Below are 20,537 nucleotides of genomic sequence, written 5' to 3' on the forward strand. Positions count from 1 at the left end.
CCGCTTCTTCAGCGCGCCCTTGTACCGCGCAACCCCGGGCCGGGTTTCACAGGCCCGCAACAAGCACGTGCGGGCCACCACGACGCAGGTCTACGCCTGAGCGCCGAATGCCGCGAACCGAACGATGGAAAAAGAGTTCAGTGCCGCACTACGCGGGCCTTGGCCAATGGTGCACCATGGAGATCCACCAACAGCAACCAATAGGTCCCTTGGGACAAGGCCGACAGGTCAAGGACCTGGTCAAAGGCATGGTTCCTCACCAGCCTGCCTGTCGCATCGAACAGCCGGATACCAGCAGCGTTATGGTCGTTCCACAGTAACCGCAGTTCACCACTTGTCGGGTTCGGCATCACCTGCAACCAAGGCAGTGCCCCACCTTCATTGATGCCCACGGCGCAGGCATCACCGATCCCATCCCCATCAGAGTCCTCCTGTCCGGGGTTGAAGATCCACGGGCAGTTGTCGCACACGTTGCCGATGCTGTCCGTATCGAAGTCCGCTTGGTCGCTGTTCGGCACGGAGAGGCAGTTGTCCAGGCAATCAAGGTCACCGTCTCCATCGCCGTCAGGGTCGGGGGATATGCCGGTGTTCCCACCAGCGCATGTGCCACAGCCGTCGATGAACGCCGTACCACCGAGATCGCCGTTGCAGTCGATGAGAATGCCGACGCACGTGCAGTTCGCAGTCCAGGTGTCGTTGCCCGTTCCCGTGTTGCCGTCGTCGCATGGCGTTCCCGGCAAGGCAAGTCCACCGGGCACACCTGCACAGTCATAAGCCTGGCCGAAGCAAATGCAACCTGCGCTCCAGGTATCGAGACCGGTCATCGGGTCGTTGTCGTTGCAAGCAGTTCCCGGAAGCGCCCCACCACCTGGCACGCCGGCGCAATCGATCAGCAGGCCTGCACATTGACAGCTCGTCGTCCATGCATCAGCGCCGGTTGCGCTGTTCCCGTCGTCGCAGGCGGTCCCAGGCAACTGGCTACCACCGGGGATACCGATGCAGTCGATGACTTCACCCTCACAGGTGCAGGTGCTTTGCCACTCGTCGTTGCCGGTGTTCGCGTTGCCATCATCACACGGAGCGCCCACCAGAGCGCTTCCGCCCGGCACGCCCTGGCAATCGAGCAACAGGCCGATGCATGTGCAACTCGCCGTCCATTCATCCGCTCCGGTGGTGGTGTCGTTATCGTCGCAAGCGGAACCCGGAAGTGCAACACCTCCCGGCACTCCCTCACAATCGATCAACAGGCCGATGCAATTGCACGATGCATCCCAAGCGTCATCACCCGTGCCGGGGTCACCATCATCGCACGCGGCGCCCGACAGTGCTGTCCCGCCCGGCACACCGATGCAGTCCAGCGGAAGTCCGGCGCAGGAACAATCCGTCTGCCACGTGTCGTCGCCGGTTTGTGCATTGCCGTCGTTGCACGGCATCCCGGGCAGGCCGCTGCCACCAGGCACTCCTGCACAATCCAAAGGCAAGCCGGCGCATGTGCAATCGCTGTCGAACACATCGGCGCCAGTGAGCGGGTCATTGTCATCGCACACAGTCCCTGGCAGGGCAGGCCCGCCGGGCACATTGTTGCAATCGAGCAGCAGCCCTTCGCAGTTGCAAGCGTTGTCCCAAGTGTCATCCACTGTACCGGCCTGCCCGTCATCGCAAGGCGTTCCCGGTTGCGCAGGTCCATTGTGCATGCCTTGGCAATCGGGGTTGAAGACGGCATAGCTGATGCACAGCTCTGCAGCCTTTGCTGGATCCTGGTCCCACGACCAAGCGCTGCGCCCACCTGTGCCGGAGACAAGGATCAGCATTGCATTGCCCGATTGCCATCCTGCGCGATCAACGAGTTCCTGCACCACGGCCGACAAGTCAGGGCTTCGTTGTGCGGCACCACGATCGTTCGCCGCCAACCACGGCGCGGGCTCCCATGCCACACTTGCAGCGGTGCGTGTTCGCGCCGACAGGTCGTTCACCGTCCAACCGATGGGCGCGGCGTTATCAGCATCGTGGGCTTGCAGCAAGAGCGAGCAGGTATCCACATTGATCGCACTGCGCGCAGTGAACTGGATGTGCGCATCCACGATCACTGCGTTCGGTGGCAGGGCAACGTTCTGAAAGCGCAACCCGGTCAACTGGTTGCCTCGCCAGAACGGCGGCGAACTGTCGAACACGAGATCGAGGGCGCCGGTGTTCACGTACATATTGCCGTTGGTGGCTTCTTCGGCATCGGGGTTGAATGCTCCGCCCAGCGTGACGCAGATCGTATTGTCGATGCAAGCGTTGTTGCCACCGCAAACGCCGCAGGCATCAACCAATGCGCCGCCTCCCGGCACACCGTTGCAATCGATGAGCAAGCCTGCGCACACGCAATCGTTGCCCCATGTGTCTTGAACGGTCAGGGTGTGGCCATCGTCGCACGGCACGCCAGGGAGCTGGCTCCCTTGTGCTGTGCCTTCGCAATCCACTGCCGTTCCGGCGCAAACGCATGCACTGTCGATCACATCGTTCACCGTGAGGAAGTCGCCATCGTCGCAGCTTGATCCGATGAGCACAGGGCCACCGGGCACACCGTTGCAGTCAATGAGCTGGCCTGCACAAACGCAGTCTACGCTCCAGACATCATTCCCTGTTGCCGCATCACCATCATCGCATGGCGTTCCCGGCAGATCAGTTCCACCGGGCACGTTCTGGCAATCGAGCACCTGGCCAACGCACTGGCAGTTGGCCTGGTAGGTATCGTTCACCGTTGATGCATTGCCGTCATCACAAGGCGTGCCCGGTAGCGCAGGACCGTTCGGCATGCCGAAGCAGTCGAACACGGTGCCCGCGGGGAACCATGCGATGCACAGTTCTGCTGCCTTGGCCGTGTCCTGCTCGCTCTGGTAAGCACTGCGCCCGCCCGTACCGGTGATGCGCACCAGCATGGCGTTGCCGCTCTGCCAACCAGCACGGTTCACCACTTGGCCAACGATGGAGGCCAGCTGCGGCGTGCGTTGTTCAAGACCGTTCTCATCCAAGGCATCCCAAACACCAGGCGACCAGCTGACGGCATTGGTAACAGGCCGGCCGCTCAGGTTGAAGGGAACTGCATTGATCGGCGCAGCGTCGTCGCTGTTCTCCAAGCGCACTTCCACCGAAGTGGGCGCCGTGTTGTCCGTGGCGCTGGTGGTGAACTGCACATAGGCCGTTGCGATGAGCGCACCCTGTGGCACGTCCACACCATCGAACCAGAGGCCAACGGTCTGATCGCCGCGCCAGTTGCCCGTGTCGCTGTCCAGCACCAGATCAAGGGTCCCCGCATTGTGGAAGACGTCTCCATCGTCGCTTTCTTCGGCATCGCCATCGGGCACGGCGCTCACACGCACGCATACGGTATTGGCACCGAGCAAGCATGCATTGGTGCCGTTGCAGATGCCGCAATCATCGTACACCGCTGTGCCGCCGATCACGCCCGCGCAGTCGATGAGGATGCCTTGGCAATTGCAGTTGGCATCCCAAGTGTCGTTGCCGGTGTTAGTTGAACCATCGTTGCACGGTGTTCCGGGCAAAGCGTTCCCGCCGGGCGTGCCTGCGCAATCCACGGGCAATCCCGCGCAGGTGCAGCCAACGGACCAGGAATCACTCCCGGTGAGCGGGTCACCATCATCGCAGGGCATGCCAGGCATGGCGTTCCCGCCTGCAACACCAAGGCAATCGAAGGGCTGGCCTTCGCATTGGCAAGACAAGTCGTACTGATCATTGCCGGTGTTCGCATTGCCGTCATCACATGGCGTTCCCGGCAAGGCCGGCCCACCGAACACGCCTTCGCAGTCAACAAGGGTACCGGCACATTGGCAAACAACCGACCACTGATCCCCGAAGGTGTTCGGGTTGCCATCGTTGCAAGCGGTGCCAGGCAAAGCAGTTCCACCCGGCACACCGAGGCAATCGATGAGCTGGCCGGTGCAGGTGCAGTTGGCTTGCCACAGATCGTTGCCGGTCGCGGCATTGCCATCGTTGCAAGCAGTGCCGGGTTGAGCACTTCCGCCGGGCACGCCCAAACAATCGATGAGGAAGCCGACGCACGTGCAGTTCGCCGTCCAAGTATCCAGGCCGGTGTTCGGGTTCCCGTCGTCGCAGGCGGTCCAAGGTTGGGCCGGACCTCCGGGCACCCCTTGACAGTCCACAGCCACCCCAACGCACTGGCATTGGTTGTTCCACGTGTCGTTCTGCGTCAGCGCATTGCCATCATCGCACGGATTGCCGGGCCATGCATTCCCGCCCGCCACGCCCTGGCAATCGAACGGCAGGCCAACGCATGTGCAGTTGGCTTGCCAAGTGTCATTACCGGTGGAAAAGTTCCCATCGTTGCACGCGCTTCCCGGAACTGCACTTCCTCCGGGAACACCCGAACAATCCAACGGCTGACCAACGCAGGTGCAGTTGGCCTGCCACGTGTCGTTGCCCGTGAGCGCATTGCCATCGTTGCACGGTGCTCCTTGGACAGCGGGACCTCCCGGCACGCCCAGACAATCCAACACTTGACCGATGCACAGGCACAACGCATTCCACGTATCGTTCACAGTAATGGCCAGACCATCGTTGCAAGCGGTGCCCGGCATGGCCGGTCCGTTCACCACACCGAGGCAATCGACCGTAACACCGCTCATGGTGAACTGGCCGCGCGACCCGAGGCTCAGGTTCCAGTATGAGCCGCTGAACGTTGTCTCCAACTTCAGTGCCCGCACCATGTATTTCACCTGGCCGGTCAAGCCGGTGACATCATCCGTGAACGTCAGCCCGGTCACCGCGTTCGGCGTGCGCCGCACCCAGGTTTGCGTGCTGTTCTGCCAGCGATAGACGTGGTAGCCGGCAACGACGTCCGGGCTTGCGTTCCACGTGATCACGCTGTTGGTCGCACCGCTCTGAACGGCCACCACGTTGCTCGGGGGGGCAACGATCGTTTGCCGCAACGTGGGATCGCCCAACAAGCTCACGTGGATCCTGCCGGAATTGAAGCCTGCGACCTCGTAGTGGCCGTTGCCGTTGTTCTGGGTGAGCGTGGTCGCGTAGCCGATCGTCTCGCCCATGCCCATGTGGTGGAAAAACCAATTGGGATAGCCCGCCCAGAAGTTGGTGAGCGTGCGACCGCTCGCCAGCGCGGCGCGCAGGAAGTTGTCGGACGAATCCCAATCGCCGAAGTAGCTGCCGAACAGGATAGTGAAGACCGCCTGCGGGTTGCCATTGGCGAAATCCTGCGTGGTCCCAACGCCGTTCGACCCCGTCTGCCAACCACCACCACAACCATAGCTCCACAAGTAGCTTCCGTTGTTCAAGCTGGTGAAGTAGTCTGCCACGAACGTGTTGTTCGGCCCCACCAGCGGCGCGAAACCACGCCAGCCGTTCTGGCTGAAGGCATCGCTGTAGCCTTGGAAATTATCGTCCACCAATGCGCGGACCTGGGCCGTCCACGCCTTCACCTTCCAATCGTGCAACTTGTTCAGGTAGTTGCCCAGCAGTGTGGTCTCGCTCTGGCTGAACATGTACATCTCGTTCATGTCGATGCGGCCGACCGCCAGTTCCACGGAACTGGGAATGGTGGTCTGATCGAACTTGCCGTCGCCGATGAAGTTCCAGTTGACCGGGTTGCTCGCACTGGTGGTGATGAGCGAATTGTCGGTCCATGTACCGTTCACATCGCCGTAGTACACATCGGCCACCCAGGATCCGAAGTGATCCCCGTGACCGTCCGGGGCCAGGTTCCCGCTGCGGGGTACGGGTACGTGGCCGATGAGCAGAACCGCCTTCACGTTGGTGGGGTCCGCGTTGTAGTCGGCCACGATCAGCGGCTTTATGGCGCTCGGCAGGGCAGAGCGGCTCACATCATGCCGGATCACCTTCCAGCCGTCGTTTTCCAGGTCGGTCTGCGTGGTGGTGAGCTGCACGGCCAGCGGCACCGCCATCGTATTGTCCACCAGCATGATCACCGTGCCCCGATACTCCACCATGGCCAGTTGGATGCCCGAGTTCACGTAACCATAGCCCATGCCCAGATTGCTGGTGGTGCGCACGATCTTGTATTCATAGTTCGTGTTCACCAGCGCTGTAGCATCCGTCCATGTAGTGGCGGCCGCTCCCAGAGAGGCCATGGCCGCACCCCAACTCGAGCCCCCTTTCAGCTTGCGGTAGATGGTGTAGCCGGTGACGTTGGAATGCGTGAGCCACGAAAGGGTGATGCTCGGCGGGTTCAACTGAACAGTGGCGCTAACCCGCACGCTCCGGTCGTGGCCAAGTGTCTGGCCACGCACACCCTGCGCCCCGACCAGAGCGAACAAGACCAGGAAAAGCACCGTGAACTTCCTCATTTTCAAAAGGGCGCCAAAGCTAGCCTGTCGGTCGCGCGCGCCCAGGCCCGTAATTGACCGGTCGCGGGCCCATAAACACCTGCACCACGGCCCGGTTCGACAAATCCACAAAGACCAGCGACGGACGTGGATAAATACCCGGAGAAACCCGAGGGGCACACGATGGACCCTGTTACTTCGTGGTGCCGGTGCGTGCCGTTGGAACCCATGCCCGGTTACATCGTTGAACCCGCCCGCCGACCCCACCGGCAGCTTTGAATTTTTCCATGGATCAAACGCCCCGCAAGTCCACCGTCCTCGACCTCCTGCTCCACACGGCCAACACGCGCCCGAACGACATAGCGCTGATCGACGGCGACCGGACCTTCACGTACGGCGCACTGCTCGCTGAGGTGGACCATTGGGCCGCGCGCGTGTTGAGCGCCGGGGTGCAGCCCAACAGCCTGGTGGCTATCGCGGTTGACCGGTCGTCAGACCTCGTTGTTGCGGTATTGGCGGCTTTGCGGGCCGGCGCTGGATATGTCCCGTTCGATACTTCCTACCCCGCTGACCGCATCGCCCTGATGTTGGAGGATGCTCGCCCGTCGGCGGTCATCGCGCAACGGCAGCATGTCGGACTGTTCATCTCCTCGGAAGCGCCAAAGCTCATCGTTGATGACCTGAAGCAGACCGTTGCAAAGCCCCCGACCGCATTTCCGCGCAGCGAGGCGTCCGATCTCTGCTACGTGCTCTTCACCAGTGGAAGCACCGGCCGGCCCAAGGGCGTGGCCATGCACCACGCACCGTTGCTGAACTTGATCGAGTGGCAACTGCGCACTTCGGTGGTGAAGGAAGGTGATCGCACTCTGCAGTTCGCCCCCATCAGCTTCGACGTCAGCTTCCAGGAACTCTTCACCACGTTCGCCCAAGGAGGAACACTGGTGTTGATCACTGATGAGGACCGACTGAACAGTACCCAGCTACTGCGCAAGATCATCGCACAGAAGATCAACCGCATCATTGTGCCGTTTGTGGCTCTTCAGTACTTGGCCGAAGCCGTTGAACGCACCGGAGAAGTACCTACTTCACTGAAGGAAGTCTTCACGAGCGGAGAGCAACTGAAGATCACGCCAGCCATTGCGAACCTCTTCAAGCAGCTTCCGGGCTGTCGCTTCTGCAACCAATACGGGCCGACAGAGGGCCACGTGGTGAGCGAACTTGAACTGAAAGGAGATCCTTCCACCTGGCCTGCGCTGCCTAACATCGGCAAGGCCATCGACAACGTGAAGCTCTACGTGCTCGATGAGCAGATGAAGCCGGTGAAGAAGGGTGAGGAAGGAGAACTCTATCTCGGCGGCGCGTGTGTGGCCAAAGGCTACATCGGTCGCGATGACCTCACGGCCGAACGTTTCCTCGCGGATCCGTTCATTCCCGGTGGTCGGCTGTACAAGACCGGCGATCGCGCTGCTGAACTACCCAATGGCGAGATCGACTATAAAGGCCGCATCGATGGCCAGGTGAAGGTGCGTGGATACCGCATCGAACTCGGTGAAGTGGAAGTGGCCATGGAGAAGCATCCCGCGGTGGAGCAAGCCGTGGCCAACGTGCGCGAAGACCGTCCGGGGCTGAAGCGCCTGATCGGCTACTACGTCGCGAAAAGCGAACTGAGCACCAACGAGCTGCGCAAGCACCTCGCCTCCCTCCTGCCCGACTATATGCAGCCTTCCGCCTTTGTGGCCGTGAAGGAATTACCGCGCACGCCGAGCGGCAAGATCGATCGCAAGGCCTTGCCTGCGCCAGATGTGAAACGTCCGGACCTGGACGTCGCCTACGCCGCTCCTTCGACCAGCGCCCAAAAGACCCTCGCCAACGTGTGGGCCGATCTGCTCGGCATTGACCGCGTGGGCATCGACGACAACTTCTTTGACCTCGGTGGCAACTCGCTGCTGAGCATCCAGTGCGTGGCGCAGTTGGAAGGCCACGGCCTGAAGCTGCCGATCGTGAAGCTTTACCAACACCCCACCGTGCGCGCTTGTGCCGCGTACCTGGAAGGTGATGCAGGTGCCATCGATCCATCTGAAATGGCCAAGGCCCGCAAGGCCGCCGCAGGTGGTTCCGAAAAGGGTGACGTTGCGATCATCGGCATGAGCGGTCGTTTCCCTGGTGCGGAGAACGTGGAGCAGCTGTGGAAGAACCTGCTCGAGAAGAAGAACAGCATCAGCACGTGGACGGTGGACGAACTCGACCCGAGCATCCCCGCCGAGCTGCGCAACGACCCCGACTACGTGAAGGCGCGCGGCGTCATAACCGATGCCGACAAGTTCGACCATGGCTTCTTCGGCGTGAACCCCAAGGTGGCGGCGCTGATGGACCCGCAGCAACGGGTGTTCCTGGAAACGGCCTGGGCCGCGCTGGAAGATGCCGCCTATGATCCGGCACAGTTCGCTGGACTGATCGGCGTGTACGCCGGCATGGGCAACAACACCTACTTCACGCGCAATGTCATCGGCCATCCCGAGCTCATCGAACAGGTCGGCGACTTCGCGGTGATGACGGCCAACGAGAAGGACTACATCGCCACGCGTCTCGCATTCGAGTTCGATCTCCGTGGACCGGCGTTGAGTATCCACACGGCGTGCAGCACCTCGCTCGTTGCGATCGCACAAGCATTCAAGGCGCTGCGCGATGGCGAATGCGACATGGCGCTGGCAGGTGGCATCGCGCTCACGGTGCCCTTCAACAGCGGCATCGTGTACAACGAGGGCGGCATGTACAGCCCTGACGGCAGCACGCGCACCTTCGACGCAAACGGAAAGGGCACCAGCTTCAGCGACGGTACAGGCATCATCGTACTGAAACGTCTCGAAGATGCCATCCGTGACAACGACCAGATCTACGCCACCATCAAAGGCGCCGCGCTGAACAACGACGGTAGCGAAAAAGCCAGCTTCACCGCACCCAGCGTGCGTGGACAAGCTGAGGTGATCGCCATGGCTCAGGCCGATGGGGGCGTGAGCCCGAGCGAGATCACCTATGTGGAAACACATGGTACCGCGACACCGCTCGGCGACCCGATAGAGGTGGAAGCATTGACGCTCGCGTTCGGAGGCAAGACCAACGGGCACCACTGCGTGATCGGCTCCATCAAGAGCAATATCGGTCACTTGACGCCGGCAGCTGGTGCTGCGGGCGTGATCAAGACCGCTCTGGCGCTGCGCGAGGAAGTGATCCCGGCGAACGTGGGCTTCGAGACACCGAACCCAGCCATCGACTTCGCCAATTCACCGTTCCGCGTGGCCAACGAGAACATCGCTTGGCCGCGCACAGGAACTCCGCGCATCGCAGGCGTTTCCTCTTTCGGTGTGGGTGGAACGAACGCGCACGTGATCCTCGCGGAGCCGCCAGTGGCCAAGGCTTCGAGCGCTTCACGTAGCAAACAACTCCTCCTGCTCAGCGCGAAGAGCAAGGCCAGCCTCGATGCCATGACGGACAACCTCCGCAACTGGCTCGAAACGCATCCGAAGTCTTCCCTGGCCGATGCGGCCTACACGCTTCAGATCGGACGTCGTCACTTCAAGCACCGCCGCTTGATCGTGGGTGGAAGTCATGGCGAGTTGATGGAAGCCATCGCCAACAAAGACACCAACCTGATCGGCACGCGCGAATTGCACGAAGCCGCGCCTGGCGTGGTGTTCATGTTCCCCGGCCAGGGTTCGCAATACGTGAACATGGGCCGGGATCTCTGCGAGAGCGAACCCGTCTTCAAAGACCACTTCGACCGTTGCTGCGACCTCTTCTCGAAGGAGTTTGGCACTTCACTCCGCGACATCATCTTCCCGAAGGCCGGTGAAGAGGCCACCTCTGCTGAAGCTACGGCGGCCGAGGAGAAGGCCGCAGAACAACTGAAACAGACCATCTACACACAGGCCTCGCTGTTCACCATGCACTACAGCCTCGCGAAGCTGTGGATGCATTGGGGCATCACGCCGGATGCGATGATGGGCCACAGCATCGGTGAATTCGCCGCAGGCTGCCTGGCCGGTGTGTTCTCGCTGGAAGATGCCGTGAAGCTGGTGGCCAACCGCGGCCGCATGATGCAGGAACTGCCCGGTGGCAGCATGCTCAGCATCCGCACGGCGGAAGAGGACGTGGTGAAGCGCCTACCGGAAGGATGCAGCATCGCCGCGAACAACGGTCCGCAATTGTGCGTGGCCAGTGGTCCGCACGAAGCCATCTCCAAGTTCCAAACTGAGCTGGAGGAGGAAGGCATCACATGCAAATTGCTCGTGACCAGCCACGCCTTCCACAGCCCCATGATGGATGCCATCGTAGAGCCTTACAAGAAGGTTGTGGAAAGCGTAAAGCTGAGCGCACCGCGCATCCCCATCGTCAGCACCGTGACCGCGGAGTGGCTGAAGGACGACGAGGCGACCTCATCGAAGTACTGGAGCGATCACCTGCGTGCCACCGTGCGTTTCGCGCAAGCTGTGAAACTCGCGTGGAGCGATGCCGACCGCGTGATGCTCGAAGTGGGCCCTCGCACGACCGCAACGACACTCGCCCGCCAACAAAGCAGCGACAGCAAGAAACAAGCTGCGGTCCCTTCTCTGGGTGATTCCGCAGGCAACGGCAACGAGTTGACGCAATTGCTGAAGGCCGTGGGTGGTCTATGGCAGAGCGGTGTGCTGATCGACCGGAACAAGTTCTACGAGCGCGAGGAGCGTTGCCGCATCTCGATGCCGACCTATGCCTTCGAGCGGATCCGCCACTGGGTGGATCCGGTTGCTGTTCAAGCCGCACATGGACGGGATGGACGCGATAACGCGTCCATCCCGTCCATGCAAACTGCCTCGGATGCGGACCCCAGCCTAAGCCCAAAGGACCAACTGGTCCAACAGATCAAGAACCTCTTGGAAGAGAGCTCCGGCCTTGAACTTGCCGAAGCGAGCAACGAGGAGACCTTCCTGGAGATGGGCCTCGATTCACTCTTCCTCACGCAGGTCGCCACCTCGTTGAGCAAGAAGTTCGGGGTGAAGATCTCGTTCCGGCAACTGAACGAAGACCTAGCTAACCTCGACAAGCTCGCTGACCACATCCTTCCGCATTGGTCCCAAGGTCCAACCGGTGTCCTCGGTGGTGGTGCGCAAAAGACCGCTGGGGGTGCAGGAAAAACCACCGGCGAGGACGCCGGTGGGACCCTGAACGCCGTGGAAGACGCCCCCGAGCTGAAGAAGGTCTTCGGCGCACAGGCGCGCATCGTGAAGGAGAAGGTGGACGACTTCACGCCTGAGCAACGGGCTTGGTACAACGACTTCGTTGAACGGTACGTGGCCAAGACACCGAAGAGCAAGGCCTTCACCCAAGCGCATCGCAGAACGATGGCCGATCCGCGCGTGGTGACCGGCTTCAAACCACAGCTGAAGGAACTCGTGTACCAAGTGGTGGTGGACCGCAGCAAAGGCTGCCACCTGTGGGACATCGATGGCAACGAGTACATCGACATCCTCAGCGGTTTCGGGTCGAGCATGTTCGGCTACATGCCGGACTTCATCCGGCAGGCCACGCACCTGCAATTGGACCGCAGCATCGAGATCGGTCCCATGCATCCGCTGGCCGCCGAAGTGAGCGACCTGCTGTGCGAACTGAGCGGGCTGGAGCGCGCTGCCGTCTGCAACACAGGGAGCGAGGCCGTGCTCGGCGCCATGCGCATGGCGCGCACTGTGACCGGTCGCAGCCTCATCATCTCCTTCGCCGGTAGCTACCACGGTATCAACGACGAAGTGATCATCCGCGGATCGAAGAGCAAGAAGAGCTACCCGGCCGCTCCTGGCATCATGCCCGAGGCCGTGCAGAACATGCTCGTGCTCGACTATGGCACGCCGGAAAGCCTGGAGATCATCCGCCAGCGCTGCCATGAAGCCGCCGCCGTTCTGGTGGAGCCGGTGCAGAGCCGCCGCATGGAATTCCGTCCGGTGGATTTCCTGCGCGAGGTGCGCGAGATCACGAAACAGCACGGAGCCGCGTTGATCTTCGACGAAGTGATCACCGGCTTCCGCACTCATCCTGGTGGCGCTCAAGCGCTCTTCGGCATCAAAGCAGACATCGCCACCTATGGCAAGGTCATCGGTGGCGGAATGCCCATTGGTGCGATGATGGGCAGCAGCCACTGGATGGACGCGCTCGATGGCGGGCACTGGCAGTTCGGCGATGACAGCGTTCCGGAGGCGGGCGTCACCTACTTCGCAGGCACCTTCGTGCGGCACCCGCTTACCCTGGCTGCAGCGAAGGCGGTGCTGCTGCACATGAAGGAACAGGGACCGGCCCTGCAGGAACGATTGAACGAAATGACGGAAGACCTCGTGCGCCGCGCGAACGCGGTCTTCGAACGGGAACAGGTGCCCTTCTGGTACGTGAACTTCGGCAGCGCCTTCAAGGTGAAGTACGACGAGAGCGTGAGCTACACCGAACTGTACTTCATGCTGATGCGCTACCACGGCGTGCACGTGCTCGACTTCCCCAGCTTCATCACCACTGCGCATACCGAGGAGGACATCGACCACATCATCGAAGCCATTGAGAAGACGTGCGCTGATCTGCGTGCTTCGGGATTCATGCCGCACCGTACCTACCCCATCGCCACGGTGAACCGCACCTTGAGCGAGGGTTTGGCCGCGCGCCGCGAACGCGTGGTGCATGCCAATGAACCACCGGTGCAGGGCGCGCGCCTGGGCCGGTCCGCCAAGGGCGAAGCCGCGTGGTTCGTGCCGGACCCGCAGCGCAAAGGGAAATACCTGATGATCGAAGAGGAAGCCTGATGGAGAAGTTCACCACCGATACACGCTACGTCCCTGTGGAGCACGACCCGTTCGCGGGCCCGTCCATCACGCATACCGTGCCCACGACCGAAGCGCAACGCGAGGTCTTTGCGGCGAGCCTGATGGGCGACGATGCCAGCTGTGCCTACAACGAAAGCGTCAGCCTGCGCCTGGAGGGACATTTGAACGTTGGAGCGATCACCGGGGCCGTGCAGGCCCTTGCTGCAAGGCACGAGGGGTTGCGCGCCGTGTGCGACGCTTCCGGGCTTCGCATGATCGTGATGGCGGAAACGACCATCGATGTGACGTTCATCGACCTTGCAGATGCTGGGGAAGGCGCCGAAACTGAGCTGAAGCGCTTGGCGGATGAGGACATGACTAAGCCGTTCGACCTGATGAACGGCCCATTGTTCCGCGCTTCCCTCGTGCGGCTGGCCTCAGACCAGCACCTACTTCGTCTCACGGGCCACCATGTCATATGCGACGGCTGGAGCCTCGGCATCATCATGGCCGACGTGGCCGCGCTCTACAGCGCCCGGGCGCAAGGCACGGCTCCTGACCTTGCCGAGGCCGTGCCTTTCAGTGCGTACGCTCTCGCGCAGCTCGAATTCCAGCGCAGCGCGGAACATGCCGCAACGGAGAAGTTCTGGCTCGACGCGTACAAGGGCACAGTGCCGCGCATGGAACTGCCCACGGATCGTCCACGCCCGAGGCAGAAGACTTACAAAGGCAACCGCGTGGACCTCGAACTGCGGCCCGAACTGGTGCGCGGACTGAAGGAAGTCGCGGTCCGCAATGGCAGCAGTTTCGTGACCACCCTGCTCACCACTTTCGAAACGTTGCTGTACAAGCTCACCGGCGATGGTGACGTGGTGTGCGGCCTGCCCGCCGCGGGCCAGAGCGACCTCGGCATGAAGCACCTGGTCGGTCATTGCGTCAATCTGCTCGCACTGCGGAGCCGCATCGCGGATGAAACACCGTTCAACGAGCATCTGCGCAAACGCCGCACGGCGGTCCTCGACGCGTTCGAGAACCAGCGCTACACCTTCGGCACGCTGGTGCGCAAACTGAACGTTCCCCGCGAACCAGGGCGCATTCCCCTTGTTCCGGTCGTGTTCAACATCGACATGAACATGGACGACGGTGTTGCGTTCCATGGGCTCTCGCACCGCTTCATCAGCAATCCGCGCCGCTTCGAGAACTTCGAGCTCTTCCTTAACGCCACGGGCAATGAGGAACGCCTGGTACTGGAATGGAGCTACAACACGGACCTGTTCGATGCCTCCACTGTGCGCGGCTGGATGGCCGAGCTGGAGATCATCATTGCCAGGGTGAGCAAGGAACCGACCGTGCTCATCGGTCAGCTCATCGATATCGACGCCGCGCAGCCCGATGGCCCATTACCTCCAAATGAATGGGTCGGCCGGTCATCGGGCGCCCAACGCAGCATCACCGCTTTGTTCGATGATACCGTGCGCGCCCACGGTAACAAGACTGCGGTACAGCTCGGATCCGAACGGTTCTCCTATCGCGACCTGGCCGCCCGGGCCGATGTGTTCGCTGCCCATTTGTCCAGCCTCGGTGTGAAACCTGGTGAACCCGTTGGGCTCTGTACCGACCGCAGCTTCGACATGGTGGCGGCCATGATCGGCATCCTCCGCGCCGGCGGCTGTTTCGTCCCCTTCGACCCGGCCTATCCCGAAGACAGGTTGCAGTACATGCTTGAGGACACACAAGTCCGCGTGCTCTTCACGCAGCGTCACCTTCGCGATCAGCTACCGGGCAAAGGCGCGTCCATCCTGGTGATGGAGGATCTTACGGGCAGTGCGGCAGCGGCGGCGACCGTCGCCGTGAGCGCCGATGATGCCGCGTACATCATGTACACCAGCGGCAGCACGGGCAAACCGAAAGGCGTAGTGGTTCCGCACCGGGCGGTTTCGCGCTTGGTGCGCGACCAGAATTTCCTTCCGTTCGGTCCGCACCAGGTGTTCCTGCAGCTCAGCAACATCAGCTTTGACGCCAGTACGTTGGAGATCTGGGGCGCTTTGCTGAACGGCGGCAAACTCGTGTTGCAACCACAGCAGAAGCCAACGCTCACGGAAGTCACGGAGTGCATCAAAGAGCACAATATCACGGCCGTTTGGTTCACGGCTGGGCTCTTCAACCTGCTCGTGGACGACCATCTGGACGGACTGCGTGGGCTGAAGCACATCCTCACGGGCGGGGACGTGCTCAGTGTGCCTCACGTAAAGCGTGCGTTGAAGGTGCTCGGCCCCGGCGTGCTCATCAACGGGTATGGACCGACGGAGAACACCACCTTCACCTGTTGCCATGCCATTGACGACGAGAAGGCGATCGGTAACAGCGTACCCATCGGGAAACCGATCAACGAAACGCGGGTCCACGTCCTTAACGACGCCATGCAGCCTGTGGCCATCGGCCAGAAGGGGGAGTTGTACGCCGGTGGCGAAGGCGTGGCGCTGGGCTACTGGAACAAGCCCGAACTGACGGTCGAGAAATTCGTGCACGACCCGTTCGGCGACGGCAATAACGCCAAGCTCTATCGCACGGGCGACATCGTGCGTTGGCTGCCGGACGGCACCATCGAGTTCATTGGGCGCGCCGACGGACAAGTGAAAGTGCGCGGCTTCCGCATCGAACTAGGCGAGATCGAAGCAGCCATGGACGGCCATGCGCAAGTGAAGGACCGTGTGGTGATCTGCCGCACCGACATGCCTGGCGAGAAGCAGCTGGTCGCATACATCGTTCCGCAGGGCGGACCCGATCTCCTCTCGGACAACATGGCGCAGGAGAAGCTATTGGCCGAGCTCCGCGAACAACTGCACGACCGTTTGCCCGAGCACATGCTGCCCAGCGCGTTCGTTGTGATGCCTGAGTTACCCTTGAACCCGAACGGCAAAGTGGACAAGAAGGCGCTTCCTGCACCCACCTTCCGCACGCAGACCATGCGCGCACAGCACGTGGCACCCCGCGACCATGTAGAGCGCATGCTGGCGGACGTGTGGAACGAATTGCTAGGCGTGGAGAACATCGGCGTTCACGACAACTTCTTCGACCTCGGCGGCCACTCGCTCATCGGCATCCAACTCCTGGCCAAAGTGGAACAGCAGCACGGCAAGGGCATGTCGCTGAAGGCGCTCTTCCAGGCGCCCACCATCGCGGGCATGGCCAAGCTGCTGCAGGATGGTGGGACCACCGTTCCTTGGACCAACCTCAGCGCTATACAGCCCAACGGCAATGCGATCCCGTTCTTCTGTGTGCACGGGGACGAGGCGAACCACTTTCTGCCGCGCTATCTCGGGAACGACCAACCGTTCTACGCGTTCTTCCACCAGGGCGAGGACGGCAAACCGATCCGCTTCACCAAAGTGCCGGACATCGCGTCGCACTTCATCAATGAACTGCGCACGGTGCGGCCCAATGGCCCCTATTTGCTGGGCGGTTACAGCTTCGGGGGCATCGTGGCGTACGAGATGGCGCAACAGCTGCGGAAGTCCGGGGAGGAAGTAGCTCTGCTTGCACTGTTCGACACGTACGACCCGATGGAGTTCATGAAGGTGATGCAGCAGGAGGCCAAACCATGGGACGGTATCCGCAAGGCCTTCATGCGCCGCGCCGTGCGCTTCTACCAGCGCCAGGGCAAACTGCTGCCGCCGAAGCTCCGCCACTTCTACATCATCGATACGTACGACGAAGCCATCCGCGACTATCGTGCGCAGCCCTACGATGGCACCATCACCATCTTCAAGGCCAAGGACAGCATCGGTGCGCAGGACATGGGGTGGAAGCAGTGGAGCAAGCACGTGGACATCCGCAACGTGCCGGGCGACCACTACAGCATGATCAAGGAACCCGACGTGCGGGCATTGAGCGCGGAGCTCGGCAGTGCCATCGATCTGGTGGTGAGCAAGCGGGCCGTGGAGGCCGTGTAGGATGGCGCGCAAGCTGGTGCTCCATTGCCGCGGTATTGATGCGCCCCCGAGCGGTTCCCCAAGCAACGGCATCACGCTCCACTTCGCGACGCTGGAGGACTTGTCACAGAGGCAACATGAACTGGAAGCCCTGCTCGACCGGCACGAACGCGACCGAGCCGCCCGTTTCGTGCACGACAAGGACCGGCTGCGCTATGTGCTCGGGCACGGGTTCATGCGTGAGGTATTGTCAGCTGCTTCCGGGGTTCCTGCCACCAGCATTGACTTCACACGTGGACCGTTCGGCAAACCTTCCATGAACGGCGCGGACTTCCACTTCAACTTCAGCGACACGAAAGACGCCGTGCTGATCGGCATCGGACCGGAGGAACTGGGCGTGGACCTGGAAACCATGGAGCGCCGGGTGGACCATGAGCGCGTTGCGGAGCATTACTTCACGCCGGAGGAAGTGCGGGAGATGGAGAGGGCAAGTGACAAGGCCCAAGTGTCAAGTGCCAAGGTTCAAGAACCAAGCTTCAAGGCCCAAGCTTCAAACTTCAAGCTTCAAAGGGCGGAACGCGCGGCTAAGGGAGAAGATGCCGGGAAACGGCGCTTTCTGGAGTTCTGGACGAGGAAAGAGGCCGTTCTTAAGGCCAGCGGCGTGGGCATCATGGACGACTTGAAAGTGCTGCGCGTGCAGGACGGCATGCACGAGATCCACATTGCCCACGAAGAGTTCATCCGGATGGCGGCGGCGCAATACCACATCAGCACGTTCGCACTAGGCACATCGCATGTGATCAGTGTGGCTTCTTCCATCGAACGACCGCTTGCCCTCATTCCTCCCCGAAGAACCGGGGATGGAAATTGAGCAGGTAGAGCTTTTCGCTGGCTCGGGTGACTGCGGTGTACAACCAACGCACGTACTCCGCATTGATCATCTCCTCGGTCACGTAGCCCTGGTCCACGAAGACGGTTGGCCACTGGCCTCCCTGCGCTTTGTGACAGGTCACTGCATAGGCGTACTTCACCTGTAGTGCGTTCACGTAAGGATCATCCTGCAAGGCCTTGAAACGCTCACGACGGTTGCGCGACACGATGTTCATCAGCACGGCATTGGCCAGTTCCTTCATGCGAGGTGAAGGCAATGCCGGCGTTTCCGCAGTGAGCACGTCAAGCAGCACCATCACTTCCAGTTCGCGGCGCTCTTGCCCGTTCTGCCACGCGATGTCCAATCGCGCGAAGCGGAAGCCGTGTTTCTCTTCGAGCCCCTTCACCGCAAGCACTTCCACGGTTTCCCCGTTGGCAATGAGCTCGGGCTTGCCTTTGCCGTTGGCCGGTGTGGCCCAGTAGTAGTTGTTCTTCACCACCATGAGGCGGTCGCCTGCGCAGAGTTCTTCCTCGTACCCTTGGATACGCGCACGCACCTGCTGATTGAACAGGTAAGCCCGCTTGTTGCTACGGCAGATGAGGCACACGCTGTCAACACCACCACGACCGTATGCGCTCTCCAACGCGTCCTGGAGATCATGCCCCTCAACCCGCACTACATCCTCGAAGAGCACCGCCCGATTGAAGCTTGAAGTTTGAGCCTTGTCACTTGGAGCTTCGTTCAACTGGAACACCGGCACCACCTTCTCCTCCCCTTCGTTGTACCGGGCTAGCACACCGCGCAGTGCCGTTGCATTCACCAGGATCCCACTCGCATCGGCTTGGCGTACTACTTCCGTGAGCTCGACACTGCCTGCCGTGAGGTCGTGCACTTCATGGAGCAACTCCACGTCCAGCGCCGGGCTGCGCTCGTCGCCCACGGGGGGCAACTGCGCCGGGTCGCCGATGAGAAGCAGCTTATTGCCGCGCCCCACGAACACATGATCGGCCAGGTCCTGCAAAAGGTTGCGGTCGCCGAAAAGCCGATCGCCACCACCTGTGGTGCCGATCATACTGGCCTCATCCACCACGAACAGCGTGTCGGTGTCCTTATTGCGGGCAACGGCCAAGGCCAGATAGCCATCGTCCTCGCCTTCGGTCTTGTACACACGCCGGTGGATGGTGCTCGCGGGAGCCTGCGCGTAGCTGCTCAGTACGTTGGCAGCTCGACCGGTCGGGGCCAGCAGCACGGCGGGATGGCCTCGTTCCCGCAACACCTTCACAAGCGCACCCACCAAGGTGGTCTTCCCTGTTCCGGCGTAGCCCTTCAGGACCAAGGTGCTGCGCGGCCGTGTGCTGTTGAGGAGCCGCTCCAGCGCCTCAATGGCCTTGCGCTGGCCTGACGTTGGCGGATGGCCCAGGCGTTCGATCAGCGGTGCGGCGATGAGCATGACGGCGCGAAGGTGTTGCATGCGGGAGCGTTGTGGCCCATTGTGGGTTGGGCCGCTAGGGTACATTCGCGCGCCATGTCCACCACCCCCTGCTATCTCGTCACCGGCGGTGCGGGCTTCGTGGGCAGCAGCATAGCGCTGCGCCTCAAGACCGAGGAGCCCAAGGCACGCGTGATCGCGCTGGACAACCTCAAGCGAAGAGGCAGCGAACTGAACCTGCCTCGCCTGCGGGCTGCCGGTGTTGAATTCGTGCACGGCGACGTACGCGTGCAGAGCGATCTGCTGGGCCTCCCGCGGATTGACGCCTTGATGGAATGCAGTGCCGAACCCAGCGTTCTGGCAGGCTATCAAGGTGGTGCGCAGTACGTGCAGGACACTAATCTTGTCGGCACGCTCAACTGTCTGGCCTTGGTGGCCCGCGACAAGGCCAAGCTCATCTTCCTGAGCACAAGCCGGGTCTATCCGGTGGCGCCCATCAACGCCATGTGCGCTGAAACCACGGACCGTTTTGCCGTGGACATAGCGCTGGCGCCACAGGGCGCAAGTGCAAAGGGTATTGCCGAGGACTTCCCGCTCCAAGGCGTGCGCACGCTCTACGGCGCCACCAAGCTGGCGAGCGAACTCATGGTGGAGGAGCATGCGGCCATGCACGGGTTCGACAGCGCGATCTTCCGCTGCGGTGTGATCGCAGGACCTTGGCAAATGGGGAAAACAGACCAAGGCTTCGTGCTGTTGTGGTTGGCACGGCACCACTGGCAACAGCCGCTCGGCTACATCGGCTTCGGTGGCGCGGGCAAGCAGGTGCGCGATGTGCTGCACATCGACGACCTGTGCGACCTGGTATGCCTGAGCCTGCGCGATATGAGGGCGGTGAGCAACCGAGTGCTCAATGCAGGTGGTGGTGCATCGAACGCCATCACGTTGAAGGAGTGCACCGACCTCTGCACAGCGATCACCGGCAAACGCATCACCATGGGCAGCGATGCGCAGGACCGGCCGGGCGATATCAAGCTTTACATCACGGACAACACGCGCGTAACAGCGGCCACCGGCTGGGCCCCGCGCCGCAGTGTGCAAACGCTCCTCGAGGATTCTTATGCCTGGCTGAGGCAACACGAAGAGCAACTGCGCGTCATCATCGGCTGA

6 protein-coding genes are annotated in these 20,537 nt (G+C 61.7%); 4 read left to right on the top strand and 2 right to left on the bottom strand.

Going from position 1 to position 20,537, the window contains the following annotated elements; all coding sequences use genetic code 11:
• Positions 1 to 137 precede the first annotated feature (137 nt).
• A complete protein-coding gene (locus IPJ76_04280; GenBank protein QQR88518.1) occupies positions 138 to 6,344 on the bottom strand; it encodes a thrombospondin type 3 repeat-containing protein in 6,207 nt (2,068 codons plus the stop codon).
• 266 nt (positions 6,345 to 6,610) lie between these two features.
• On the opposite strand from IPJ76_04280, the gene IPJ76_04285 reads away from it, so the two are divergent.
• The 3 genes from IPJ76_04285 to IPJ76_04295 are packed head-to-tail and all read left to right on the top strand — an operon-like array spanning position 6,611 to position 17,941.
• Positions 6,611 to 13,138: an amino acid adenylation domain-containing protein gene (locus tag IPJ76_04285; protein ID QQR87450.1), complete on the top strand. Its 6,528-nt coding sequence runs from the start codon at positions 6,611 to 6,613 to the stop codon at positions 13,136 to 13,138.
• Positions 13,138 to 17,091, top strand: coding sequence for an amino acid adenylation domain-containing protein (locus IPJ76_04290; protein ID QQR87451.1), 3,954 nt, complete (start codon positions 13,138 to 13,140; stop codon positions 17,089 to 17,091). The genes IPJ76_04285 and IPJ76_04290 overlap by 1 nt, the downstream gene beginning before the upstream one ends.
• Before the next feature lies 1 nt (position 17,092).
• Positions 17,093 to 17,941, top strand: a complete 849-nt coding sequence (locus tag IPJ76_04295; protein ID QQR87452.1) for a 4'-phosphopantetheinyl transferase superfamily protein — start codon at positions 17,093 to 17,095, stop codon at positions 17,939 to 17,941.
• Here the strand turns inward: IPJ76_04295 and IPJ76_04300 are convergent.
• Positions 17,907 to 19,412 (bottom strand): AAA family ATPase, encoded by a 1,506-nt coding sequence (locus IPJ76_04300; protein QQR87453.1) that lies wholly within the window; start codon positions 19,410 to 19,412, stop codon positions 17,907 to 17,909. The genes IPJ76_04295 and IPJ76_04300 overlap by 35 nt on opposite strands.
• Before the next feature lie 54 nt (positions 19,413 to 19,466).
• Between IPJ76_04300 and IPJ76_04305 the strand changes: the two genes are divergently transcribed.
• Positions 19,467 to 20,537: an NAD-dependent epimerase/dehydratase family protein gene (locus tag IPJ76_04305; protein QQR87454.1), complete on the top strand. Its 1,071-nt coding sequence runs from the start codon at positions 19,467 to 19,469 to the stop codon at positions 20,535 to 20,537.

This window comes from Flavobacteriales bacterium, from assembly GCA_016699575.1.
Lineage (GTDB): Bacteria > Bacteroidota > Bacteroidia > Flavobacteriales_F > PHOS-HE28 > PHOS-HE28.

Bases quoted from the DNA above. Each gene is read 5' to 3' on its own strand.
- IPJ76_04280 (QQR88518.1), bottom strand. From the start codon at position 6,344: ATGAGGAAGTTCACGGTGCTTTTCCTGGTCTTGTTCGCTCTGGTCGGG.
- IPJ76_04285 (QQR87450.1), top strand. From the start codon at position 6,611: ATGGATCAAACGCCCCGCAAGTCCACCGTCCTCGACCTCCTGCTCCAC.
- IPJ76_04290 (QQR87451.1), top strand. From the start codon at position 13,138: ATGGAGAAGTTCACCACCGATACACGCTACGTCCCTGTGGAGCACGAC.
- IPJ76_04295 (QQR87452.1), top strand. From the start codon at position 17,093: ATGGCGCGCAAGCTGGTGCTCCATTGCCGCGGTATTGATGCGCCCCCG.
- IPJ76_04300 (QQR87453.1), bottom strand. From the start codon at position 19,412: ATGCAACACCTTCGCGCCGTCATGCTCATCGCCGCACCGCTGATCGAA.
- IPJ76_04305 (QQR87454.1), top strand. From the start codon at position 19,467: ATGTCCACCACCCCCTGCTATCTCGTCACCGGCGGTGCGGGCTTCGTG.